20 protein-coding genes and 3 tRNA genes are annotated in these 23,863 nt (G+C 66.2%); 18 read left to right on the forward strand and 5 right to left on the reverse strand.

Going from position 1 to position 23,863, the window contains the following annotated elements; translation table 11 throughout:
* Positions 1-8: 8 nt before the first annotated feature.
* The 5 genes from ACAM42_RS16640 to rimO all read left to right on the forward strand — a co-directional run bounded on the left by ACAM42_RS16640 (position 9) and on the right by rimO (position 5,023).
* The gene (locus ACAM42_RS16640) at positions 9-2,198 is read left to right on the forward strand and encodes a bifunctional (p)ppGpp synthetase/guanosine-3',5'-bis(diphosphate) 3'-pyrophosphohydrolase (protein WP_062480706.1); all 2,190 of its coding nucleotides are present in this window, start codon (positions 9-11) and stop codon (positions 2,196-2,198) included.
* Between the two features lie 38 nt (positions 2,199-2,236).
* Positions 2,237-2,313: transfer RNA gene (locus ACAM42_RS16645), tRNA-Val, on the forward strand.
* A gap of 267 nt (positions 2,314-2,580) precedes the next feature.
* On the forward strand, positions 2,581-2,904 hold the full coding sequence (locus ACAM42_RS16650) for a hypothetical protein (RefSeq protein ID WP_307693744.1): 324 nt from the start codon (positions 2,581-2,583) through the stop codon (positions 2,902-2,904).
* A gap of 69 nt (positions 2,905-2,973) precedes the next feature.
* Complete coding sequence (phaR, locus tag ACAM42_RS16655; protein WP_062480702.1) at positions 2,974-3,534, forward strand: polyhydroxyalkanoate synthesis repressor PhaR; 561 nt, start codon at positions 2,974-2,976, stop codon at positions 3,532-3,534.
* A gap of 82 nt (positions 3,535-3,616) precedes the next feature.
* Positions 3,617-5,023: a 30S ribosomal protein S12 methylthiotransferase RimO gene (rimO, locus tag ACAM42_RS16660; protein ID WP_139704634.1), complete on the forward strand. Its 1,407-nt coding sequence runs from the start codon at positions 3,617-3,619 to the stop codon at positions 5,021-5,023.
* Positions 5,024-5,107: 84 nt separating this feature from the next.
* On the opposite strand, the gene ACAM42_RS16665 is transcribed toward rimO, so the two are convergent.
* A tRNA-Leu gene (locus tag ACAM42_RS16665) sits at positions 5,108-5,192 on the reverse strand.
* A 271-nt stretch (positions 5,193-5,463) separates the two neighbouring features.
* Positions 5,464-5,548 (reverse strand) — tRNA-Leu (locus ACAM42_RS16670).
* 81 nt (positions 5,549-5,629) lie between these two features.
* Here ACAM42_RS16670 and rnr point away from each other — a divergent pair.
* Positions 5,630-7,900 (forward strand): ribonuclease R, encoded by a 2,271-nt coding sequence (gene rnr, locus ACAM42_RS16675; RefSeq protein ID WP_369632681.1) that lies wholly within the window; start codon positions 5,630-5,632, stop codon positions 7,898-7,900.
* A 67-nt stretch (positions 7,901-7,967) separates the two neighbouring features.
* Positions 7,968-8,732 (forward strand): SDR family oxidoreductase, encoded by a 765-nt coding sequence (locus ACAM42_RS16680; RefSeq protein ID WP_062471631.1) that lies wholly within the window; start codon positions 7,968-7,970, stop codon positions 8,730-8,732.
* A 9-nt stretch (positions 8,733-8,741) separates the two neighbouring features.
* On the opposite strand, the gene ACAM42_RS16685 is transcribed toward ACAM42_RS16680, so the two are convergent.
* Positions 8,742-10,205 (reverse strand): NAD(P)H-hydrate dehydratase, encoded by a 1,464-nt coding sequence (locus ACAM42_RS16685; RefSeq protein WP_369632682.1) that lies wholly within the window; start codon positions 10,203-10,205, stop codon positions 8,742-8,744.
* Positions 10,206-10,248: 43 nt separating this feature from the next.
* Here ACAM42_RS16685 and ACAM42_RS16690 point away from each other — a divergent pair, with 43 nt between their 5' ends.
* A complete protein-coding gene (locus ACAM42_RS16690; protein ID WP_369632683.1) occupies positions 10,249-10,668 on the forward strand; it encodes a hypothetical protein in 420 nt (139 codons plus the stop codon).
* Here the strand turns inward: ACAM42_RS16690 and ACAM42_RS16695 are convergent.
* Entirely contained in the window at positions 10,658-11,911 is a 1,254-nt protein-coding gene (locus ACAM42_RS16695) for a D-amino acid dehydrogenase (protein ID WP_369632684.1), read from the reverse strand. The genes ACAM42_RS16690 and ACAM42_RS16695 overlap by 11 nt on opposite strands.
* 57 nt (positions 11,912-11,968) lie before the next feature.
* Positions 11,969-13,291: an amidase gene (locus tag ACAM42_RS16700; RefSeq protein ID WP_369632685.1), complete on the reverse strand. Its 1,323-nt coding sequence runs from the start codon at positions 13,289-13,291 to the stop codon at positions 11,969-11,971.
* A gap of 205 nt (positions 13,292-13,496) precedes the next feature.
* On the opposite strand from ACAM42_RS16700, the gene rpsB reads away from it, so the two are divergent.
* From rpsB to ACAM42_RS16750, 10 genes are all read left to right on the forward strand, one after another.
* Positions 13,497-14,252, forward strand: a complete 756-nt coding sequence (gene rpsB / locus ACAM42_RS16705) for a 30S ribosomal protein S2 (protein WP_062471618.1) — start codon at positions 13,497-13,499, stop codon at positions 14,250-14,252.
* Positions 14,253-14,333: 81 nt separating this feature from the next.
* Positions 14,334-15,257 (forward strand): translation elongation factor Ts, encoded by a 924-nt coding sequence (gene tsf / locus ACAM42_RS16710; protein ID WP_369632686.1) that lies wholly within the window; start codon positions 14,334-14,336, stop codon positions 15,255-15,257.
* Positions 15,258-15,356: 99 nt separating this feature from the next.
* Positions 15,357-16,079 (forward strand): UMP kinase, encoded by a 723-nt coding sequence (pyrH, locus tag ACAM42_RS16715; protein WP_095947731.1) that lies wholly within the window; start codon positions 15,357-15,359, stop codon positions 16,077-16,079.
* Between the two features lie 11 nt (positions 16,080-16,090).
* Positions 16,091-16,651 carry a ribosome recycling factor gene (gene frr / locus ACAM42_RS16720; protein ID WP_119551364.1) on the forward strand — a complete coding sequence of 187 codons (561 nt, stop codon included), beginning with the start codon at positions 16,091-16,093 and terminating at the stop codon, positions 16,649-16,651.
* An 8-nt stretch (positions 16,652-16,659) separates the two neighbouring features.
* Positions 16,660-17,385, forward strand: a complete 726-nt coding sequence (gene uppS / locus ACAM42_RS16725; protein ID WP_159271921.1) for a polyprenyl diphosphate synthase — start codon at positions 16,660-16,662, stop codon at positions 17,383-17,385.
* Positions 17,386-17,409: 24 nt separating this feature from the next.
* The gene (locus ACAM42_RS16730) at positions 17,410-18,255 is read left to right on the forward strand and encodes a phosphatidate cytidylyltransferase (protein ID WP_070060528.1); all 846 of its coding nucleotides are present in this window, start codon (positions 17,410-17,412) and stop codon (positions 18,253-18,255) included.
* Entirely contained in the window at positions 18,252-19,439 is a 1,188-nt protein-coding gene (ispC, locus tag ACAM42_RS16735) for a 1-deoxy-D-xylulose-5-phosphate reductoisomerase (protein WP_369632687.1), read from the forward strand. Before ACAM42_RS16730 ends, ispC begins: the two co-directional genes overlap by 4 nt.
* A gap of 24 nt (positions 19,440-19,463) precedes the next feature.
* Positions 19,464-20,837: an RIP metalloprotease RseP gene (gene rseP, locus ACAM42_RS16740; protein ID WP_369632688.1), complete on the forward strand. Its 1,374-nt coding sequence runs from the start codon at positions 19,464-19,466 to the stop codon at positions 20,835-20,837.
* Between the two features lie 38 nt (positions 20,838-20,875).
* On the forward strand, positions 20,876-23,308 hold the full coding sequence (gene bamA, locus ACAM42_RS16745; protein WP_062471595.1) for an outer membrane protein assembly factor BamA: 2,433 nt from the start codon (positions 20,876-20,878) through the stop codon (positions 23,306-23,308).
* On the forward strand, positions 23,309-23,854 hold the full coding sequence (locus tag ACAM42_RS16750) for an OmpH family outer membrane protein (protein ID WP_070060531.1): 546 nt from the start codon (positions 23,309-23,311) through the stop codon (positions 23,852-23,854).
* Positions 23,855-23,863 lie beyond the last annotated feature (9 nt).

Here is a 23,863-nt window from a genome sequence, read left to right on the forward strand (position 1 = left end):
ACGGCGTCATGGTCGATTACCCGCTGTCGGCCGCCACGGCCGACCGCTCGCCGGTCATGGAGAACATGCTGGCGCGCGCCCGTGCGTTCGCCGAACCGCTGATTGCCGACGAAAAGCTCGACACCGGCGAGAACACGCTGGCGCACGCCGATGCCGTGGCCGCCATCGTCGCGAAGATGGGCGGCTCCGAGGCGATGCAGGCCGCGAGCTACCTCGTGTACTCGTGCCAGCACCTGAACCGTCCGCAGGAAGTGATCGCCAAGGTTTTCGGCGACAACTTCGCGGCGCTCGCGGTCGAGACCACCAAGCTCGTGCGCGTGCAGGAGCAGGCGCGCACGGCCTCGCAAGGGCATCACGCCGAAGGCGCCGGCGCGCAGACAGAGAACGTGCGCAAGATGCTGCTGGCGTTTTCGCGCGACCTGCGCGTGGTCATGCTGCGGCTGGCCTCGCGGCTGCAGACGCTGCGGCACGCGGCGGCCAGCAAGCAGCCCGCGCCCGAAAGCGTGGCGCGCGAGTCGCTGCAGGTGTTTGCACCGCTCGCGAACCGGCTGGGCATCTGGCAGGTGAAGTGGGAGATCGAAGATCTCTCGTTCCGCTTTCTCGAGCCCGAAACCTACAAGCTGATCGCACGCCTGCTCGACGAGAAGCGCATCGAGCGCGAAGGCCATGTCGAGCAGTTGCGCTCGCAGCTGGAGCACGAACTGCAGGCCGAAGGCGTCAAGGCCACGGTGCAGGGACGCCCGAAGAACATCTACAGCATCGTCAAGAAGATGCGCGGCAAGTCGCTCGATTTCGAGCAGGTCTTCGACATCCTCGCGCTGCGCGTGGTGGTGCCGGACGTGAAGGACTGCTACGCCGCGCTGGCCTGGGTGCACTCGCACTTCCAGCCCATCGACGAAGAGTTCGACGACTACATCGCACGGCCCAAGCCCAACGGCTACCAGTCGCTGCACACGGTGGTGCGCGAGATCGTCGACGGCAAGGTGGGCAAGCCCATCGAGATCCAGATCCGCACCGAGGAAATGCACGACCACGCCGAGCATGGCGTCGCGGCGCACTGGGCCTACAAGGAAGCGGGCCACAAGGGCTACGCCGGCGTCTGGGCGAGCGGTGAGTACGACGCCAAGATCGCCGTGCTGCGCCAGCTGCTGGCCTGGGAGCGCGACCTGTCGGGCGGGTTGCAGGGGCAGGGGCTGTTCGACGACCGCATCTATGTACTCACGCCCGATGCCGCCATCGTCGAGTTGCCGCAGGGCGCCACGCCGGTCGACTTCGCCTACACGGTGCACACGACGCTGGGCCATCGCTGCCGCGGTGCGCGTGTCGATGGCGCGATGGTGCCGCTGAACACGCCGCTGTCGAACGGGCAGACGGTCGAGATCATGGCGGCCAAGGAAGGCGGGCCGTCGCGCGACTGGCTGAATGCGGAGCTGGGTTATCTCGCGAGCCACCGCGCACGCGCCAAGGTGCGTGCCTGGTTCAACGCACAGATCACGCACGAGACCGTGGCGCGTGGACGCGAAGCCGTCGAGAAGCTGCTGCAGCGCGAAGGCAAGACGGCCATGCGGCTCGAAGACCTGGCGTCGCAGCTCGGCTTCAAGTCGGCGGACCATCTGTTCGAGGTGGTCGGCAAGGACGAGTTTTCGCTGCGCAACATCGAGACGCTGCTGCGTCCGCCCGAGCCGGCGCTGAACCCTGACGACGGCGTGCAGATCAAGAAGGCGCGCGGCAGCGAGAAGTCGGGCAAGGGCGGCGTGCTCGTGGTGGGCGTGTCGTCGCTGATGACGCAGCTCGCCAAGTGCTGCAAGCCGGCGCCGCCGGATGCGATCCGTGGCTTCGTCACGCGCGGCCATGGCGTCAGCGTGCATCGCGCGGATTGCAGCAACTTCCGCACGATGGCCGCGAAGGACGGCGAACGCGTGATCGATGTCGAATGGGGCCTGCCGAAGAAGGGCGCCGATGCGCCGGTCTATGCAGTCGACGTGGCGGTGGAAGCGGCCGACCGTCAGGGTTTGCTGCGCGATATTTCCGATGTGTTCGCACGCGAGAAGATGAACGTGATCGGCGTGCAGACGCAGTCGATCAAGGGCACGGCGTGGATGACGTTCACCGTGGAAATCGCCGATGCCGCGCGTTTGACGCAGGTGTTGAGTGTGGTGACTGCAGTGACTGGTGTGCGATCTGCACGTCGGCGCTGAAAAGGGCCATTTCTCCTGCTATACTCGATGCTTCTCTTAGGCGCGTAGCTCAGTTGGTTAGAGCACCACCTTGACATGGTGGGGGTCGTTGGTTCGAATCCAATCGCGCCTACCAAATTCAAACACGGGTTGCAGCGATTTCGCTGCAACCCGTTCGTCGTTTGGACGACGTGTTTGTCTCTGGATTCGCCCGGTCGCCATGAGCGATCGGCGCAAGCAAAAAAACCTTTCGCGGGCAGCCCTTCGCGCGGTGCAGGCAAGGCCCTGGCGCCATGTGGTTGTGCTACCTTGAGTGGTCTGCCAACCTCCTCGAATTTCCTTGATAAGCGATCTGATGAATACGCGATCAACGCCAGTTGATCGGGCGCACGCCGACCACCGCGTGGCCGCATTGCTCAAGCAAGCCCCTCTTGAATTCGCGCGCGCGGTCTACGGCATCAATGACCTTGCCGCCGGCCGTGCCGACACCATGGCCGCACGCGAAGTGGCGCGTGCGCAACGACAGGGCATGCCGGTGACCGAGGAGCGCGCCGAGCAGCGCGCACGCGCCTATCTTCCGACGGCGGGGCAGGAGCATTGCCCCCGGTGCTGGGTGGTCTACGGGCAGAAGATCCCGCTGCGTTTCAGGCTGTCGACCCCGGAGCGTCCCGAAACTGCAGCGTGTCATGCGTGCGGTGCCGAGTACGCGACCGCGTCGGACGCCTGAAGAAGAATCACGGTCAGGGTAAACCTTGTCGCGATGCAGCAAAACCGCTCCCTAGAATCATCCGATGACATGGGCGTCCATGTGAAGGAGTCTGTAGTGCAGAGCAAGAAGTCCGGGGTGAAGCCGGTCCAGCGTGTGATCAAGAAGTACCCCAACCGACGGCTCTACGACACGGAGACATCCACGTACATCACGCTGACCGAGGTCAAGCAACTGGTCATCAAGAACGCGCAGTTCGTGGTGCGCGACGCCAAGACCGGCGACGACCTCACGCGCAGCATCCTGCTGCAGATCATTCTGGAAGAAGAAGCTGGTGGCGCGCCGATGTTCACCGAGCAGGTGCTGGCCAACATCATCCGTTTCTACGGCCAGGCCATGCAGGGCTACATGGGCCCCTACCTCGAGAAGAACATCCAGGCCATGACCGAGATGCAGGCCCAGCTCGCCGAAAAGGCTGAGGGCCTGACGCCCGAGATGTGGTCGCGTTTCATGACCATGCAGTCGCCGATGATCCAGGGGCTGATGGGTAACTACGTCGAGCAATCGAAGAACGTCTTCCTGCAGATGCAGGAGCAGATGCAGAAAAACACCGAGCAGGTGCTGGGCGCCTTTGGCATCAAGCGCCCCTGAGCGCCGCGCGGCGGCCCGCCCGAATGGGGTGACTGCCCGATGAATGCCCCGCTGTCACCGATAGCTGGGACAATAGAGGCCTATGAGCGAAGTTGCCTCCCCTGAACGTACCGTCACGCCGACCGCCCCCAAGGTCGGCTTCGTCAGCCTTGGTTGCCCCAAGGCCTTGACCGATTCCGAATTGATTCTGACCCAGCTGAGTGCCGAGGGATATCAAACCGCCAAGACTTTCGAGGGCGCCGACCTCGTCATCGTCAACACCTGCGGCTTCATCGACGATGCCGTGAAGGAAAGCCTGGACACCATCGGCGAAGCGCTCGCCGAGAACGGCCGTGTGATCGTCACTGGCTGTCTGGGCGCCAAGACCGGCGACCAAGGCGGCAACCTCGTGCGCCAGATGCACCCCAGCGTGCTGGCCGTCACCGGCCCGCATGCCACGCAGGAGGTGATGGATGCCGTGCACGCCAACCTGCCGAAGCCGCACGATCCGTTCATCGATCTCGTGCCGAACACCTTCGGGGTGGCCGGTCTCAAGCTGACGCCGCGGCACTACGCCTACCTGAAGATCAGCGAAGGCTGCAATCACCGTTGCACCTTCTGCATCATTCCCTCGATGCGCGGCGACCTGGTCTCGCGTCCGGTGGGCGATGTGCTCAGCGAAGCCAAGGCCTTGTTCGAGGGCGGCGTGAAAGAGCTGCTGGTGATCAGCCAGGACACCTCGGCCTACGGCGTCGACGTGAAGTACCGCACCGGCTTCTGGGATGGCAAGCCGGTCAAGACCCGCATGCTCGAACTCGTGCGCACGCTGGGCGAAATTGCCGAGCCGTATGGCGCCTGGGTGCGCCTGCACTACGTGTACCCGTATCCGAGCGTCGACGAAATCATTCCGTTGATGGCGAGCGGCCTGGTGCTGCCGTACCTGGACGTGCCGCTGCAGCACAGCCACCCCGACGTGCTCAAGCGCATGAAGCGGCCGGCCAGCGGCGAGAAGAATCTGGAGCGGATCGCACGCTGGCGCGAGGTCTGCCCCGAACTCGTGATCCGCAGCACCTTCATCGCCGGCTTTCCGGGCGAGACGGAGCAAGAGTTCGAGCACCTGCTCGACTTCATCCGCGAAGCCGAGATCGATCGTGCCGGCTGCTTTGCCTACAGCCCGGTCGAGGGTGCTACTGCCAATGACATTCCGGGCATGCTGCCCGAGGCCGAGCGCGAAGCGCGCCGCGCCCGCTTCATGGAAGTGGCCGAGGCCGTGTCGATCGCCAAGCTGCAAAAGCGCATCGGCTCGACGATGCAGGTGCTGGTTGATTCAGCGCCGGCACTGGGCCGCAAGGGTGGGGTGGGGCGTACGTACGCCGATGCACCGGAAATCGACGGCACTGTTCGCCTCCTGCCACCCGAGAAGATCAGCAAGACGATGAAGGTCGGCGAGTTCACGCGTGCACGCATCGTGGGCGCCGAAGGCCACGACCTGATCGCGTTGCCCGTTTGATGCGCCTGATTCAAACGGCCAAGAAAAAAGCCACCGGAGGCCGGTGGCTTTTTTCAGAAGACCTGGTAAGGGTCTGTTCAATCTTGGTGCCCAGAAGAGGACTCGAACCTCCACGATGTTACTCGCTAGTACCTGAAACTAGTGCGTCTACCAATTCCGCCATCTGGGCTGATTTTGCTTCTCAGCAAAGACTACGATTATATACACAAATTTGGCGCGCTCTTTTGAGCGTGTCGAAATTTCAACTTCTGCGCGACATCGCTCGTGCGGCGGATGTCCTGCCGAAGGCGGGTGGGTGTGATCGTGCGTGCATGGCCGGCGTCGAGGGGCGTGATCTGACGATCGCGTCGCCCGTTTGATGCAGTTTCGAGCGGCCATGAAAAAAGCCACCGGAGACCGGTGGCTTCAATCGGATGACCTGGTAAAGGTCTGTTTAAACTTGGTGCCCAGAAGAGGACTCGAACCTCCACGATGTTACTCGCTAGTACCTGAAACTAGTGCGTCTACCAATTCCGCCATCTGGGCCCACATGACTGCAGAAGCAGCCACGTTTTGAATTTCAGGAAAGAAGGAGATCATATCAAAAATAATGTCACTTCCAGCAGCTTGTTGGATGAAATCGAAGGAACTGTTCAAGGACATCGCGACGGGCACGGCTTCGTGCAACGCGACGACGGCGAGGCAGACATCTACCTGCCACCGAACGAGATGCGCGCGGTGCTGCACAAGGATCGCGTCAAGGCGCGCATCGTGCGACAGGACCGTCGCGGCCGCCCCGAGGGGCGCGTGGTCGAGATCGTCGAGCGGCCCGAGCAGCCCATCATCGGCCGCCTGTTGCACGAAGGCGGGATCTGGCTCGTTGCACCAGAAGACAAGCGCTACGGCCAGGACGTCCTGATCCCGAAGGGCGCGACCGGTCCCGCCAAGGTCGGCCAGGTGGTGGTCGTCCAGCTCACCGAGCCGCCGGCCTTGTTCGGCCAGCCCGTGGGCCGGGTGAAAGAAGTGCTGGGTGAGATCGACGACCCCGGCATGGAAATCGAGATCGCCGTGCGCAAGTACGGCGTGCCGCATGAGTTTTCCGCGGAGTGCCTGGCGCAGGCCAAGGCCCTGCCCGAGAAGGTGCGCCCCGCCGACAAGAAGGGCCGCATCGACCTCACCGACGTGCCGCTCGTCACCATCGACGGCGAAGACGCCCGCGACTTCGACGACGCCGTGTACTGCGAGCCCGCTAAGGTGGGCCGCGGCAAGGGCTGGCGCCTGCTGGTCGCCATCGCCGACGTCAGTGCTTATGTGCAGACCGGCTCGGCCATCGACATCGATGCGTACGACCGCGCCACCAGCGTCTACTTCCCGCGCCGCGTGATCCCGATGCTGCCCGAGAAGCTGTCGAACGGCCTGTGCTCGCTCAACCCCGAGGTCGAGCGCCTGTGCATGGTGTGCGACATGCTGGTTGCGGCCGACGGCGAGATCTACGCCTACCAGTTCTATCCGGCCGTGATGTTCAGCCATGCGCGCTTCACGTACACCGAAGTCGCCGCCATCCTGGGCAACACACGCGGGCCCGAAGCTGCGAAACGCAAGGACCGCGTCAAGGACCTGCTGAACCTCGCCGACGTCTACAAGGCCCTGCTCAAGCAGCGCGGCAAGCGCGGCGCGGTCGACTTCGAAACCACCGAGACGCAGATCATCTGCGACGACGCCGGCCGCATCGAGAAGATCGTGCCGCGCACGCGCAACGAGGCGCACAAGATCATCGAAGAGGCGATGCTGGCCGCCAACGTCTGCAGCGCTGACTTCATCGCCGAAGGCAAGCACCCGGGCCTGTTCCGTGTGCACGAAGGCCCGACGCCCGAGAAGAAAGAAATCCTGCGTGGCTACCTGAAGGCCATGGGCGTGGGCCTGAGCATCACCGACGATCCGCGTCCCGGTGAGTTCCAGGCGATCGCCGAAGCCACCAAGGAGCGTCCCGACTCGCAGCAGATCCACACCATGCTGCTGCGCTCGATGCAGCAGGCGATCTACACGCCGTTCAACAGCGGCCACTTTGGCCTGGCCTACGAGGCATACACGCACTTCACGAGCCCGATCCGGCGCTATCCCGACCTGCTGGTGCACCGCGTGATCAAGGCGATCCTCGGCAAGACGCGCTACCAGTTGCCGATGCTGCCGACGCCCGGCGAAGCGCATGCCAAGCTGGCCAAGCGCCTGGCTTCGCGCGTGAAAGCGCCAACGACCAAGCCGCAGAAAGCCACGATCGCGCCGACCAAGGAAGTGCTGGCATGGGAAGCGGCGGGCCTGCATTGCAGCGCCAACGAGCGCCGCGCCGACGAGGCCAGCCGCGACGTCGAGGCCTGGCTCAAGTGCAAATACATGCGCGAGCACCTCGGCGAGGAATACGGCGGCGTGGTCACCGCGGCCACCACCTTCGGCATCTTCGTCACGCTCGATGCGATGTACGTCGAGGGCCTGGTCCATATCACCGAGCTGGGCGGCGAGTACTTCAAGTTCGACGAGATGCGCCAGGAGTTGCGTGGCGAGCGCACCGGCATCCGCTACGCCATCGGCACGCGGGTGCGGGTGCAGGTGAGCCGCGTCGACCTCGATGGCCGCAAGATCGACTTCCGCCTGGTGCGCGAAGGCGAAGACCTGACCTCGCGCGCCATGAAGGACAAGGGTGGCGCGCCGGTGAAGGCGTCGGCCAAGCGAAGCTCCCGCCACAAGGCGGAAGCCGGTGGCGAGTCGCGATCGGAGCACGGTGGCGGCGGCGCTGCCGCGGTGCCCGCCGGTCCGCAATCGGCCATGCAGGCCTTCAAGTCGGCGGTGAAGAAAGCCGCCAACAAGATGCAGGGCAAGGGCCGCAAGCCCCGCCGCGGATAAGACGTGCCGTGCACACTACCGGTTTATTTACCGTGTGTATGGATCAGTTGAAAAGGAGACTTGAAGCATGAGCGTGGAAAACAACAAGGGCCGCATCGCGATCGTCACGGGCGCGGGGTCGGGCATCGGCCGCGCGGCCGCGCTGGCTCTGCTGGCGGACGGCTGGAGCGTGGCTCTTGCGGGGCGCCGCCTCGAGCCGCTGGAACAGGTGGCGGAAGAATCGGGCGCCGGTGCGCGCGCCTTCGCGGTGCCTACCGACGTGGCCAATGCCGACTCGGTGCAGGCGCTGTTCGGCGCCACGGTCGAACGCTTCGGGCGCGTCGACCTGCTGTTCAACAACGCCGGCGTGGGCAACCCGCCGGGACCGTTCGAGGACTGGACGCCCGAGCAGTGGAAGGGCGTGGTGGACATCAACCTCACCGGCATGTTCTTCTGCATCCAGCAGGCCTTCCGCACGATGAAGGCGCAGACGCCGCGAGGCGGCCGCATCATCAACAACGGGTCGATCTCGGCGACCACGCCGCGGCCGAATTCCGCCGCCTACACCTCGACCAAGCACGCGGTCGAAGGCCTGACCAAGACCGCCTCGCTCGACGGCCGCAAGTACGACATCGCGGTGGGGCAGGTGGACGTGGGCAATGCCATGACCGAGTTGGCCGCGCGCATGGCCACGGGCGTGCCGCAGGCCAACGGCGAACTCGCGATCGAACCGCTGATCGACGTCAAGATCGTCGGCCAGTCGGTGCTCTACATGGCGAACCTGCCGCTGGAAGCCAACGTGCTCTTCCACACCATCATGGCCACGAAGATGCCTTTCGTCGGGCGCGGCTGAGTCCTGCGCTCAGTCGGGCGCGCGGCGGGCCAGCGAGTCCGCCGTGAGCGGGGCCGCATCGGCCGGCCACAGGTCGGCGATGCGGCCGTGCTGCCAGACGGCCTCGCATGCCGCCTCGAATGCGGGGCGGCGCATCGCGAGTGCCGCGCCGATCGTGCCGGCGAGCACATCGCCGGTGCCTGCGGTGGCGAGGCGGGCATTGCCGGTCGGATTGATGACCGGCGGCTCGTCGCCCGCATCGGCAATCACTGTTCCAGAACCCTTGAGCACTGTCACCGCGCCGAAGCGCGACGCCAGCGCACGGGCCGCGGCCAGGCGGTTGGCTTGCACGCCACCCGTCGTGTCTCCGAGCAGGCGTGCGGCTTCCAATGGGTGTGGCGTGAGCACGGTGGGCGCACCAGCCTGGCCTCGCGCGATCAGCTGCGCCTGAAGTGACGGATCGGCGGCGATGGCGTTGAGTGCATCGGCGTCGAGCAGCAGCGCGGCGGCCGTCGACAGCACGCGCGGCAGCAGCTCGCGCACGGCATCGCCGCCCCCGCAGCCGCACACGACCGTCATGCCCGCGAGGTCCAACGCGTGGGCGTCGCGCAGCATCAGCTCGGGCTGCGAGGTGTCGACCGGCGCTGCGCGGGGATCGAGCAATCCGACGAACACGCGTCCTGCGCCCGCATGGAGCGCGGCCGAGCCGGCGAGCAGGGCGGCGCCGGCCATGCCCGAGGCACCGCCGATTACCGCGACATCGCCGTAGCTGCCCTTGTGCGAGGCGTGGGTGCGCGGCTGGATATCGGGCGTGCCTGCGAGGCGGGCCGTCGGTCGCTCCTGGACGAAAGCGCTGCAGCCCAGGTCGTCGAACCACACCGTGCCGGCTGCGTCGCGGCCTTGCGCCGTGAACAAGCCGGGTTTCAGCGTGAGGAAGGTGAGGGTGGTGCGGACCGATGCCGATGCTTGATCTGTGTTGGAGGCCAGCATGCCGGTGTCGGCGTCGAGGCCCGAGGGCACGTCGAGGCTGAGCACCGGTGGTGCGTCCGTGTGCATCCGCGCAAGCCATTCGGCCATTGCGCCCGACGGCGGGCGGGTCGATCCGATGCCGAGCAGCGCATCCACCGCCAGCTCGAAGCTCGATGGTGGCGCCGAAGCGAAGGTGACGCCCGCATCGCGCGCACGCTGCAGCGACGCCTTGGCATCCGGTGGCAGCCGGCCTTCATCGCCCACGAAGGTGACGACCGGAAAGAAGCCGCGATGCCGCAGTTGCGCCGCGGCTTCGAAGCCATCGCCGCCGTTGTTCCCTGGGCCGCAGGCGATCCAGATCGTTCGCGCGTGCGGCGCGAGCGCCATCGCGAGCCGTGCGGCAGCGAGGCCGGCGCGCTGCATCAGCGTATGAGGGGGAAGGGCGGAGGCTGCTGCCTGCTCGATGCGACGCGTGGCGGCGATGTCGAACAGGTCGGCGGCGCTGGCGGACGTGATGCGATGCATCGAGCCATTGTGCCGCCGACACCGCGCCTCCTATCATCGACCGATGACGCTCAAGACCTTCGGCTGGTTGCTGGTTCTGCTGCTGGCGTGCCTGGCCGGCTTCGTTGGCACGGCCGCAGCGACGATCGCTGGCGTGGTCTGGGCGGTCGGCCTGCTGATCGTGGTGTGGGGGCTGTTCCTGCTGGCCGAGCTGTTGCGCCGGGTGCCGCTGCGTGACGTCGCCTGGGCCCTGGGCGTGGGCTATGGCATCGGCGTGATCCGGTGGCTCGACGTGCCGGTCGAGGCAGGGTCCGGTACGCAGTGGCTGATGCTGGGCCTGGACCTGCTGGTGCTGGTGTTCTTCGGGCTGATCGCACCGGCGATCCTGGGGTTGATCGCCCAACGCTGGGCGCCCCGGCCCGAACTGCCGATGGAAAAACCGGCCACCCCCGAGCAACTGCGCCGCTGGGGTCCTAAAGACTGAGCCGCTCGATCCCCAGGCCTTCGAGGTCGATGCCGGGGTCTTGCCCTGAGATCAGGTCGCCCAGCACGCGTGCGCTGCCGCACGACAGCGCCCAGCCGCTCGAGCCGTGGCCCAGGTTGAGCCACACGCCGGGAATGCCGCTGGCGCCCAGCACCGGCGGGCCGTCGGGCAGCATAGGCCGGGCGCCTTTCCATTGCTGGATGCCCGACTGCAACGTGGCAGCGCCCGGAAACCAGTCGTGCAGCACCTTGTAGAGCGTCTGGATCGCGGCCGGGCTCATGGCGTCGGGCGAGCCGCCGATCTCGGCGCTGCCGGCCACGCGCACGCGCTGGCCCAGGCGGGAGATGGCGACCTTGTAGCGTTCGTCCATCACCGCGCTGCGCGGCGCGTTGAGTGGCTCGCGCACCGGGGCGCTGACCGAGTGGCCGTAGACCGGCGCCAGCGGAATGCGCAGTCCCAGCGGGCGCAGCAGCGCGGCGGACGACAGCCCGGCGCAGACCACGATGGCGTCGAACTGCAGCGCGTCCGAGCCGCTGGCCAGCGTCAGCGAGGTGGGTGCAGTACGGCTCAAGGGCGCGATGTCGCAGCTGAAATGGAACTGCGCGCCCAAAGCCTCGGCTTCCCACTTGAGCAGTAGCGCGAACTGGCGGCAGTTCGCGACCTCGTCTTCCGGCAGGTGGATGGCGCCTGCCAGCGGGGTGTCGGGGTTGAGCGCGGGCTCGATCAGGCGGGCCTCGTCGGCATCGATCTCGCGGAATACGCTGCCGGCCGAGCGCAGCACCTCCAGCCCGGGCTGCACCAGTTTTTTCTCGCGCTTGGAGCGCAGCAGCACCAGGTAGCCGTCGCTGCGTTCGTAGCTCAGCTCGCGCGCTTCGGTCACTGCGTGCAGCCGGGTGCGGCTGTAGAAAGCCAGCCGTTGCATGCGGGCGCGGTTGGCCAGGTAGGTCTCGAGCTTGCAGGCCTTCTGCCAGCGCGACATCCAGCCGAGGTCGCGCGAACTCAGCGGCCAGCGCAGCTTGATGGCGCCGTGCGAAGACAGCAGCGAGCGCAGCACCTTGCCGCGCATGCCCGGTGCGGCCCACGGCGTGACATAACCCGGCGCGACCACGCCGGCGTTGGCGAAGCTGGCCTCTTCGGCGGCGGCGCCGCGGCGCTCGAACACGCTCACTTCATGGCCGTCGGAAACCAGTTCCCAGGCGGTGGTGACGCCGACGATGCCGGCGCCCACGATCGCGATTTTCATTGAAATGTTCTAGATAAAAGAAGCGGCTGACGCCCGTGAGGCGGGCGGCGACAGCGGTTATTTCTGCAGCGTGCGTTCGGCCTGGAGCGCCACCGCGAGCACGGCGTCGTCGTGCATCGCGCCGTGCCACAGCATCAGGCCGACCGGCAGTTCGCCGTGGGCGTGGCAGGGCAGCGAAATGGCGCAGCCGTCGAGCATGTTGACGATCGACGGGTTGCGCAGCAGCAGCGCGTTGACGCGGAAGAATTCGTCGTCGCGCTCGGCACCCGGTGCCACGCTGGCGATGGACGGCGCCGTGATCGGCACGGTCGGCGACACGACGGCGTCGAACGGTGCCAGCGCCTTCTCGACGCGGGCGATCCAGTCGCGGCGGGCGCGGACCAGGTCGATGTACTCGTGTGCCTTCATGCCGGCGCCGCGCAGGATGCGCTGCGCCACGCGCGGGTCGTAGCCGGCGCCGCTGCGCTCCAGCAGCAGCCTGTGCCAGGCGTACGACTCGGCCGCCGAGAAGCCGCCGGTGGCGTTGATGCTCTGCAGGTCGGCCAGCTCGGGCAATTCGATTTCCTGGATGCGGGCACCCGTGGCGCGCAGGGTGGCCAGGGTGCGCTCGAAAGCCGTGGCCACGGCGGGCTCGAGGTCGTCGAGGAAGACGTTCTTCACGACGGCCAGCCGGTAGGCCGACAACGGCGCCGAGCCGGGCGTCACCTGCCGCGCCGAGAGGATCTCGTGCGCGGTGACGGCGTCGCGCACCGAGCGGGTCATGGCGCAGACGGTGTCGAGCGTGGTCGACAGCGGCAGCGCGCCGTCGGCCGGCGTGAGGCGGGCGGTGTTCTTGAAGCCGACGATGCCATTCAGCGCCGCCGGGATGCGGATCGAGCCGCCGGTGTCGGAGCCCAGGCCGATGAAGGCTGCGCCGCTCGCCACCGAAATCGCCGCGCCGGACGACGAGCCGCCCGGAATGCGTGGCGTGGCGGTGTCGCTCACGTTGGTGGGTGTTCCGTGGTGCGGGTTGACGCCGACGCCGGAAAAGGCGAACTCCGTCATGTTGGTGCGCCCGGTCAGCACGCCGCCCGCGGCGCGCAGCCGTGCCACGGCGAGCGAATCGGCCGGGGCGGCCGGTGCGTGCGAGAGCACGGCCGATCCGGCGGGTGTCGGCTGGCCGGCGATGTCGAACAGATCCTTGCTGGTGAAGGCAAGCCCGGCCAGCCGGCTTTCGGGCACCGATGCGGCGGCGGCCGCGCGGGCCTCGTCGAACATCGTGCGGGTGAAAACGTGGGCGCAGGCCGGGGATTCGGAGAGGGCGATGGCGCGCTCCATTTCGGTGCGCGCATCGGAACCGCCAGCCAGAAGGGTGAGACGGGTGGCGTGAAGGTCGTTCATGGCGTCGAGGGTACCTTGGAACGGCTCGGTTCGAGGGAGGAGGGGGTGGCCGCCGTGCTATACTCTTTGGGTTTCGCTGGTTATGCGACAGTTTTGTCGCCGCCAGTCAAGCACATCCGCAAACCGGCCCAATCAAGGTGTTGCGACCCCGTCGAAGGGGCGCAAAACGGGCTGGATTTTAGACCCAACCTTTGGAGTAAATTCAATGTCGACCACCATGCGCGAAATGCTGGAAGCCGGTGTCCACTTCGGTCACCAAACCCGCTTCTGGAACCCCAAGATGGCTCCGTTCATCTTCGGTCACCGCAACAAGATTCACATCATCAACCTGGAAAAGTCGCTCCCGATGTTCCAGGATGCGATGAAGTACGCCAAGCAACTCACGGCCAACCGCGGCACGATCCTGATGGTCGGCACGAAGCGCCAGGCCCGTGAAATCGTGGCTGCAGAAGCTCGCCGCGCCGGCGTGCCTTTCGTCGACACCCGCTGGCTCGGCGGCATGCTGACCAACTTCAAGACCGTCAAGACCTCGATCAAGCGTCTGAAGGACATGAAGGCTCAACAAGAAGCCGGCCTCGACAGCCTGAGCAAGAAAGAACAGCTCACGTTCTCGCGCGAAATCGCGAAGCTCGAGAAGGACATCGGCGGCATCCAGGACATGGCTGCGCTGCCCGACGCCATCTTCGTGATCGACGTGGGCTTCCACAAGATCGCCGTGGCCGAAGCCAAGAAGCTCGGCATCCCGCTGATCGGTGTGGTCGACTCCAACCACTCGCCCGAAGGCATCGACTACGTGATCCCCGGCAACGACGACTCGTCGAAGGCCGTCACGCTGTACGCCCGTGGCATCGCCGACGCCATCATCGAAGGCCGCAACAGCGCCGGCGGTGACGTGGTCAAGGCCGTTGCCGAAGGCAGCGGCGACGAATTCGTCGAAGTCGAAGAAGGCGCTTCGGCCTGATAGGCGCGTTCGCGAGCCTGAAGAAGGGGCTTTGGTGCCCCTTTTTTTTAACCTGATTTTTGGATTTACGGAGATACACAAATGGCTGCAATCACCGCAAGCATGGTCGGCGAACTGCGCGCGAAGACCGATGCGCCCATGATGGAATGCAAGAAGGCCCTGACGGAGGCCGACGGCAACATGGAAAAGGCCGAAGAGCTGCTGCGCATCAAGCTCGGCAACAAGGCTGGCAAGGCATCGGGCCGCATCACCGCTGAAGGCGTGGTCACGGCTTTCGTCGACGGCGCTGCCGGCGGCATGATCGAAATCAACTGCGAAACCGACTTCGTCACCAAGAACGACAGCTTCCTGGCCATGGCCAACGCTGCCGCGATGCTGGTCGCCAAGAACAACCCCGCCGACATCGCCGCACTGGGCGCGCTGGCTTACGAGCAGGACGGCTTCGGCCCCACGCTCGAAGACGTGCGCAAGGGTCTGATTGGCAAGATCGGCGAGAACATGAGCTTCCGCCGCTTCAAGCACTTCACGGGCAACGGCAAGCTGGCTTCGTACCTGCACGGCACGCGCATCGGCGTGATGGTCGAGTTCGAAGGTGACGACACCTCGGCCAAGGACGTCGCGATGCACATCGCCGCCATGAAGCCGGTCGCCATCCAGGCCTCGGACGTGCCCGCCGACCTAATCGAAAAAGAGCGCGCCGTGGCCGCTGGCAAGGCTGAAGAAGACCGCAAGACGGCCGAAGCCGAAGGCAAGAAGCCGCAGCCGGCCGACATCGTTGCCAAGCGCATCGAAGGCGGCGTGCAGAAGTACCTCAAGGAAGTCTCGCTGCACAACCAGCCGTTCGTGAAGAACGACAAGCAGACCGTCGAGCAGATGCTCAAGGCCGCCGACACCACGATCAAGGGCTTCACCCTGTACGTGGTCGGCGAAGGCATCGAGAAGAAGGTCGACGACTTCGCTGCCGAAGTCGCTGCCCAGGTCGCTGCTGCCAAGGCTGCCGCCTGATCCGGCGGGCCTCCAAGCGGCGGTGCGCGACAGCGTGCCGCCGCTTTTTCACCGCCACGTTTTACACTCGCCCCCGCCAACCCCCTAAGGAAAATGCCCATGTCTGATGCCCGCCCAGCCCACAAGCGAATCTTGTTGAAGCTGTCGGGTGAGGCACTGATGGGCGATGACGCCTTCGGCATCAACCGCGCCACCATCGTGCGCATGGTCGAAGAAGTGGCCGAGGTCGTGAACATGGGCGTCCAGGTGGCGGTCGTGATCGGCGGCGGCAACATCTTCCGCGGTGTCGCGGGAGGCTCCGTCGGCATGGACCGCGCCACGGCCGACTACATGGGCATGCTGGCCACCGTCATGAACTCGCTGGCCCTGGCCGACGCCATGAACAAGCAGGGCCTCGTGGCCCGCGTGATGTCCGCCATCGCCATCGAACAGGTGGTCGAGCCCTATGTGCGCCCCAAGGCCCTGCAGTACCTCGAAGAGGGCAAGGTCGTGGTGTTCGCAGCCGGTACCGGCAACCCCTTCTTCACGACCGACACGGCCGCCGCGCTGCGCGGTGCCGAAATCGGCGCCGAGCTGGTGCTCAAGGCGACCAAGGTGGACGGCGTCTACACCGCCGATCCCAAGACCCACCCCGAAGCCACGCGCTACGCCTCGCTCACCTTCGACGAGGCGATTGCGCAGAATCTCGGCATCATGGACGCCACGGCCTTCGCGCTGTGCCGCGACCAGAAGCTGCCGATCAAGGTGTTCTCGATCTTCAAGAACGGCGCCCTCAAGCGCGTCGTGATGGGCGAGGACGAGGGCACGCTGGTGCATGCCTAGGAGTAATTGAGATGACCATTGCAGACATTCGCAGTGCGACCGACGCGAAGATGAACCAGTCGCTCGCCGCCTTCCAGAACAACCTCACCAAGATCCGCACGGGCCGTGCCAACTCGGCGCTGCTCGACTCGATCCACGTCGAGTACTACGGCTCGCAGGTGCCGCTGAGCCAGGTGGCCAACGTGTCGGTGCTCGACTCGCGCACCATCAGCGTTCAGCCCTGGGAAAAGGGCATGGGCGCCAAGATCGAGAAGGCTATCCGCGAAAGCGACCTGGGCCTGAACCCGGCGTCGATGGGCGACCTGATCCGCGTGCCGCTGCCCGCCATGAGCGAAGAGCGCCGCAAGGAAATGACCAAGCTGGTCCGCAACGAAGGCGAAAGCGCCAAGATCGCCACGCGCAACCTGCGCCGCGATGCGAACGAAGCGGTCAAGAAGCTCGTGAAGGACAAGCTAGCCTCGGAAGACGACCAGAAGCGTGCCGAGACCGAGATCCAGAAGGTCACCGACAAGCACATCGCGGAAATCGACCGTCTGGTCGCCGCGAAAGAGGCGGAGATCATGGCCGTTTGAGGCTCCGCATGGCCTCCTCGCCGCAGACGACGCCCCCTCCGCACCACGTTGCCATCGTCATGGATGGCAATGGCCGGTGGGCCACCAAGCGCTTCTTGCCCCGCGTAGCGGGGCACAAGCAGGGCGTGGAGTCGCTGCGGCGCTGCGTCAAGGCCTGCGCCGACCGTGGCGTGGGCGTGCTCACCGTGTTCGCGTTCTCTTCGGAGAACTGGAACCGTCCCCCTGAAGAAGTCTCCGGCCTGATGCAGCTGATGGTCGGGGCATTGGCGCGCGAAGTGCCGCGCCTCAATGCCGACGGCGTGCGGCTGCATTTCGTGGGCGAACGCGCCGGCCTGTCCGACAAGATGGTGGCCGGCCTGGTGTCGGCCGAGCAGACCACGGCCCACAACTCGCGTCTGATTCTCAACATCTGCTTCAACTACGGCGGGCGCTGGGACATCGCCCGCGCCGCGGCCAAGCTCGCCGAGCAGGGCCTGCCCATGACCGAGATGAACCTCGATCGCGCCATGGCGCTGGCCCACGTGCCCGACCCCGACCTGTTCATCCGTACGGGTGGCGAGCAGCGGCTGTCGAATTTCCTGCTTTGGCAGAGTGCCTACGCCGAGCTGTTCTTCAGCGACAAGCTGTGGCCCGAGTTCGACGAAGCCGCACTGGACGAGGCCATTGCCGCGTTTCAGGGCCGCGAGCGTCGCTTCGGCCAGACCTCGGCGCAGGTCTCGGCTTCCGCGGCCTGACAACGGCCCGACACCACCTTCCGCATGCTCAAACAACGCATCCTCACGGCGATCGTGCTGCTCGCGATCCTGCTGCCGGCGCTGTTCTACCGAAACCACATTCCCTTCGCCTGCGTGATGCTGGTGCTGATCGGCGCCGCCGCGTGGGAGTGGGGGCGCCTGAACGGCTACGGGCAGGGCATGTCGCTGTTCCTGGGTGCCGAGATGGTGGCGCTGTGCGGGCTGTCGTGGTGGCTGGGGCTGCTGGAGCAGCGCCTGTTCCTCATGTGGTCCCTGGCCAGTGCGGCCTGGGTGCTCGGCGGCGCGGCGCTGCTGCGCGTCGCAGTGCCTGGCTGGCCGCGCATTCCGCGCGGGCTGCGCTTGGTGGGCGGCCTGCTGGCGCTGTGGGTCGCATGGCTCGCGGCGGTGCAGGCGCGCATGGTCGGCATCAACTTCCTGCTGTCGATCCTGGTGCTGGTCTGGGTGGCGGACGTGTTCGCCTATTTCGCCGGCCGCGCCTTCGGCCTGAAGTTCACGCGCGCCAAGCTGGCGCCCGCCATCAGTCCCGGCAAGAGCTGGGAAGGTGTCTGGGGCGGCATGGCCGGCGTCATCGTGCTGGCGTTCGCCTGGGTCTGGGCCGACAAGAGCCTGGGCGCCACGGTGCCCAGCCTCTACACCCGCCTGCATGAGCGCGGCTGGTGGTTGCTGCTGATCGGGGCGGTGTTCCTGGCGGCGATGAGCGTCGTCGGCGACCTCGTCGAATCGCTGATCAAGCGCAGCGCCGGCGCCAAGGACAGCAGCCGCCTGTTGCCCGGCCACGGCGGCGTACTCGACCGCGTGGATGCCCTCTTGCCGGCACTTCCCATTGCCATGATGCTGGCTTTCCTGTGAACACTCCCAAACAACGTGTCACGGTGCTTGGCTCGACCGGTTCGGTCGGTGTCAGCACGCTCGACGTCATTGTCCGCCACCCCGAACGCTTCGAGGTGTTTGCGCTCTCGGCGGCCACCAAGGTCGACGAGCTGCTGGCCCAATGCGCGCGCTTCTCGCCGCGCTTCGCCGTCATGGCGAGTGCGCCGCATGCCGCGCTGCTGGCCGAAAAGCTCAAGCAGAACAACCTGCCGACCCGCGTCCTGATGGGCGGCGATGCTCTCGAAAGAATAGCGTCCGATGACGAAGTCGACGCCGTGATGGCCGCCATCGTCGGTGCTGCCGGCCTGGCGCCGTGCCTGGCCGCCGCGCGCGCCGGCAAGCGCCTGCTGCTGGCCAACAAGGAAGCGCTGGTCGTCGGCGGCGAGCTGTTCATGCGCACGGTGCAGGAGGGCGGCGCCACGCTGCTGCCCATCGACAGCGAGCATTCGGCCATTTTTCAGTCGCTGCCCGAAGACCCGTCCACCTGGGCGCGGCGCATCGACAAGATCATCCTGACCGCGTCGGGCGGCCCGTTCCGCACCCGCGCGCCTGACACGCTGGGCGCCGTGACGCCCGAGCAGGCCTGTGCGCACCCGAACTGGGTCATGGGCCGCAAGATCTCGGTCGACTCGGCCACGATGATGAACAAGGCGCTCGAGGTGATCGAGGCGCGCCACCTGTTCGGCGTGTCGCCGGAGCAGATCGAGGTCGTCATCCACCCCCAGAGCGTGGTCCATTCGATGGTGCAGTTCACCGATGCCTCGGTCATCGCCCAGCTCGGCACGCCCGACATGCGCGTGCCGATCGCGGTCGGGCTGGCCTGGCCGGAGCGCATCGAAAGCGGGGCGGCACGGCTCGATTTCCGCCAGATGGGCTCGCTGACCTTCGACGCGCCCGATCCTGCGCTGTTCCCCGGTCTGGGCCTGGCGTGGCAGGCCTTGCGCGCCGCGTCGGGCACCACGGCGGTGCTGAACGCGGCCAACGAGGTGGCGGTGGCCGCCTTTCTCGACCGGCGCCTGCGTTTCGATCGCATTCATGCGGTCAACCTGGAAACTTTGGAGGCGGTCATGCCCTCCAAGCCGGCATCGCTGGCCGACCTGCTGGCGCTCGACGCCAGCGCCCGCGAGGCGGCCAATGCCGCCGCGGCACGTTTCGCGGCCTGATTCCCTACTGCGCAGAGGACCCCGATGCTCACCGTCATAGCTTTTGTGGTCGCTCTCGGCGTCCTCATCGCGGTCCATGAATACGGCCACTACCGCGTGGCCGTGGCCTGCGGCGTCAAGGTGGAGCGCTTCTCGGTCGGCTTCGGCGAGGCCCTCCTGCGCTGGCAGCCCAAGCGCCAGCATCCGGGACAGCAGACCGAGTTCGTGATCGGCGCCTTTCCCTTCGGCGGCTACGTCAAGATGCTCGACGAGCGCGAAGGCCCCGTGGCGCCCGAGGAGCGGCACCGCGCCTTCAACACCCAGCCGCTGCGTTCGCGCGCGGCCATCGTGGCCGCCGGTCCGATCGCCAACCTGCTGCTGGCGGTCGTTCTGTACACGGCGGTCAACTGGATCGGCGTCGACGAGCCCGTGGCCAAGCTGGCCCGGCCCGTGGCGGCGTCGCTGGCCGAGGCGGCCGGCCTGCGCGGCGGCGAACACATCACCCAGGCCGGTTTCGACGGCGACCTGTCACCGGTCCAGTCCTTCGAAGACCTGCGCTGGCGCATGACGCGCGGCGCGCTCGACGGCCGCGACCTCACGCTCGAAGTGGCGGGTGAGGGCGGTCGCCCCGGCCGTCAACTGGTCCTGCCGCTGAGCCGCATGGAGGCCAAGGACGCCGATCCGCAGATGTTCCGCAAGATCGGCGTGGTCGCACCGCTGACCCGTCCCGAGATCGGCGAGGTCATGGCGGGCAGCGCGGCGGAGCGTTCGGGCCTTCGCCACGGCGACCTGGTCCTGGCCATTGGCGACACCCCCATCCTCGACGGGCAGCAGCTGCGCGAAGTCATCCGTGCCTCGATCGATGCCTCCGGGCAGGCGCGCACACAGACCTGGCAGCTCCAGCGCGGCGGCCAGCCGCTCTCGCTCGAAGTCAAGCCGGAAGTGCGCGAAGAGGGCGCCACCAAGGTCGCGCGCATCGGCGCCTACGTCGGCGCGCCGCCGGAGATGGTCACGGTGCGCCAGGGCGTCATCGACGGCGTCTGGCGTGGCGTGGTGCGCACCTGGGAGGTGTCCGCGCTCACGGTTCGCATGATGGGCAAGATGCTGATCGGTGAGGCCTCGATCAAGAACCTGAGCGGTCCCTTAACAATTGCTGATTACGCCGGCAAGTCCGCCAGCCTCGGTCTGACGCAGTACCTGGTCTTTCTCGCGCTCATCAGCGTGAGCCTCGGGGTGCTCAACCTGATGCCGCTGCCGGTCCTCGATGGGGGGCACCTGATGTATTATCTTTGGGAGGGCCTGACCGGGAAAAGCGTCTCCGACGCCTGGATGGAACGGCTGCAGCGTGGCGGTGTCGCCTTGCTGCTGGTGATGATGTCGGTCGCACTCTTCAACGACGTCACGCGGCTCTTTGGTTAACTTTCTGCCGGCCCTTTCCGTGCCGGCCCAATTCACAGATGAACACAAACTTCAGTCGCTTTCGCCTGCGTAGCGTTGCCGCGGTGGTGGCCAGCACGCTGGCGGCCACGGCCGCTTGGGCCGTCGAGCCTTTCACGGTGCGCGATATCCGCGTCGAAGGCTTGCAACGCGTCGAGGCCGGCACGATCTTCGGGTCGCTGCCCCTGCGTGTGGGCGACACCTACAGCGACGAACGCGGCTCGGCCGCGATCCGTGCGCTGTTCGACCTGGGGTTGTTCAAGGACGTGCGCATCGACGTCAACGGCAACGTGCTGGTGGTGATCGTCGAAGAGCGGCCCACCATCGCCGACGTCGACTTCGTCGGCGCCAAGGAATTCGACAAGGCGGCGCTGCAGAAGGCGCTGCGTGAAATCGGACTGGCCGATGGTCGTCCGTACGACAAGGCGCTGGCCGACCGCGCGGAGCAGGAGCTCAAGCGCCAGTACGTGAGCCGGAGCCTCTACAACGCGAACGTCGTGACCACCGTCACGCCCATCGAGCGCAACCGCGTGAACCTGACGTTCACCGTGACCGAGGGCGAATCCGCCCGCATCCGCGAAGTGCACGTGGTCGGCAACAAGGCCTTCAGCGAATCGACGCTGCTGAGCCTGTTCGACCAGGACAGCGGCGGCTTCATGAGCTGGTACACCAAGTCGAACCAGTACTCGCGCGCCAAGCTCAACGCCGACCTCGAGACGCTGAAGAGCTACTACATCACCCGCGGCTACCTCGAGTTCCGCATCGATTCGACCCAGGTCGCCATTTCGCCGGACCGCAAGGACCTGAGCGTCACGGTGAACATCACCGAAGGCGAGAAGTTCGTGGTGGCGGGCATCAAGCTCGACGGCAACTACCTGGGCCGCGACGACGAGTTCAAGTCGCTCATCACCATCAAGCCCGGCGAGCCCTACAACGGCGAGCAGGTCACCGAGACCACCAAGGCCTTCAGCGACTACTTCGGCACCTTCGGCTACGCCTTCGCCCGCGTGCAGGCGCGTCCGGACATCGACCGTGTGAACAACCGCGTCACGCTCACGCTGCAGGCCGAGCCCTCGCGCCGCGTGTACGTGCGCCGCGTGTCAGTCGGCGGCAACAACAAGACGCGCGACGAAGTGATCCGCCGCGAGTTCCGCCAGTTCGAAGCCTCGTGGTACGACGGCGACAAGATCAAGGTCTCGCGCGACCGCGTGGACCGCCTGGGCTTCTTCACCGAAGTGAACGTCGAGACCCAGGAAGTGCCCGGCTCGCCCGACCAGGTCGACCTGACCGTCAACGTGGCCGAAAAGCCCACCGGCACGCTGCAGCTGGGCGCCGGCTACTCGAGCGCGGAAAAGGTCGCGCTGACCTTCGGCATCTCGCAGGAAAACGTGTTCGGCTCGGGCAACTTCCTGGGCGTGCAGGTCAACACCAGCAAGTACAACCGCACGCTGTCGCTGACCACCACCGACCCGTACTTCACGAAGGACGGCATCTCGCGCACGATCAGCGTGTACCACACGACGACGCGTCCGTACTCCACGAACGAAGACGGCGACTACAAGCTGGTGAACCAGGGCGCCTCGATCCGTTTCGGCGTGCCGTTCAGCGAACTCGACACCGTCTTCTTCGGCGTCGGCCTGGAGCGCTACGCGTTCGACCCGAATCGCTCGGCACTCGCCGGCCTCACCACGCCGCAGTCGTACCTGAACTACTTCCATTGCGGCAAGGACGCGACCGGCTGGTTCGTCACCAGCTGCGACCAGAAGAGCGTCTGGGGCATCCCGCTGACCGTGGGCTGGGGCCGCGACAGCCGCGACAGCGCGCTGGTCCCGACCACCGGCCGCCTGCAGCGCGCCAACCTCGAGTTGGGCGTGGGCGGCGACATGAAGTACCTGAAGACCAGCTACCAGTACCAGCAGTTCTTCGCGATCAACAAGCAGTACACCTTCGCCATCAACGGCGAAGTGGGTTATGCCAAGGCCTTCGGTGGCAAGGTCTACCCGATCTTCAAGAACTTCTACGCCGGTGGCCTGGGTTCGATCCGCGGTTTCGAGCAGAACTCACTGGGCCCGCGCGACCAGCCGCTGCTCGGCCAGACCGAAGGCGCGGCACTGGGCGGTACCAAGAAGGCCATCTTCAACGCCGAGCTGAGCACGCCGTTCCCCGGCGCCGGCAACGACCGCACGCTGCGCCTGTACGGCTTCTTCGACGTCGGTAACGTGTTCGGCTCCCGTGCACCCAACGTGACGGACGAGCAATGGAAGGCCCAGAAGAAGCTGCGCGCCTCGGTCGGCCTGGGCATCAGCTGGATCTCGCCGCTGGGCCCGCTGCGCCTGGCCTACGCCTTCCCCGTCAAGTCCCAGAAGGAAGTGACGGATCCGAGCACCGGGTTCGTCGTGATCCCGAAGGATAGAATTCAGCGCCTCCAATTCCAGATCGGAACGTCTTTCTAAATGAAGCATTTGATTCGCGCCGCCGCCGGCGCGTTCCTGATTCCCGCTTTTGCCCTCATGGCTGCGCCCGCGCAGGCCCAGGAAAGCTTTCGCATCGGTTTCGTGAACCCCGACCGCGTGCTGCGTGAAGCGCAGCCGGCCAAGACCGCGCAAGCCAAGCTCGAGGCTGAATTCCTCAAGCGCGAAAAGGACCTGACCGTGCAGGGCGATGCGCTGAAGACGGCCTCGGAGAAGTTCGAGCGCGAGGCACCGACGCTGTCGGAAAGCCAGCGCGTCTCGCGCCAGCGTTCGCTGGTCGACCAGGACCGCGACTTCCAGCGCAAGCGCCGCGAGTTCCAGGAAGACCTGAACGCGCGCAAGAACGAAGAGCTCCAGCAGGTCTACGAGCGCGCCAACCGCGTGGTCAAGCAGGTCGCCGAAGCTGAAAAGTACGACGCCATCCTCCAGGAAGCGATCTACATCAACCCGAAGCACGACATCACCGACAAGGTGATCAAGGCGCTCAACGCGTCGGTCGGCTCCTCTGCGCCTGCGGCCGGCAAGTAACGCCGCGAA

Source organism: Variovorax sp. V35, assembly GCF_041154465.1.
GTDB classification, from domain to species: domain Bacteria; phylum Pseudomonadota; class Gammaproteobacteria; order Burkholderiales; family Burkholderiaceae_C; genus Variovorax; species Variovorax boronicumulans.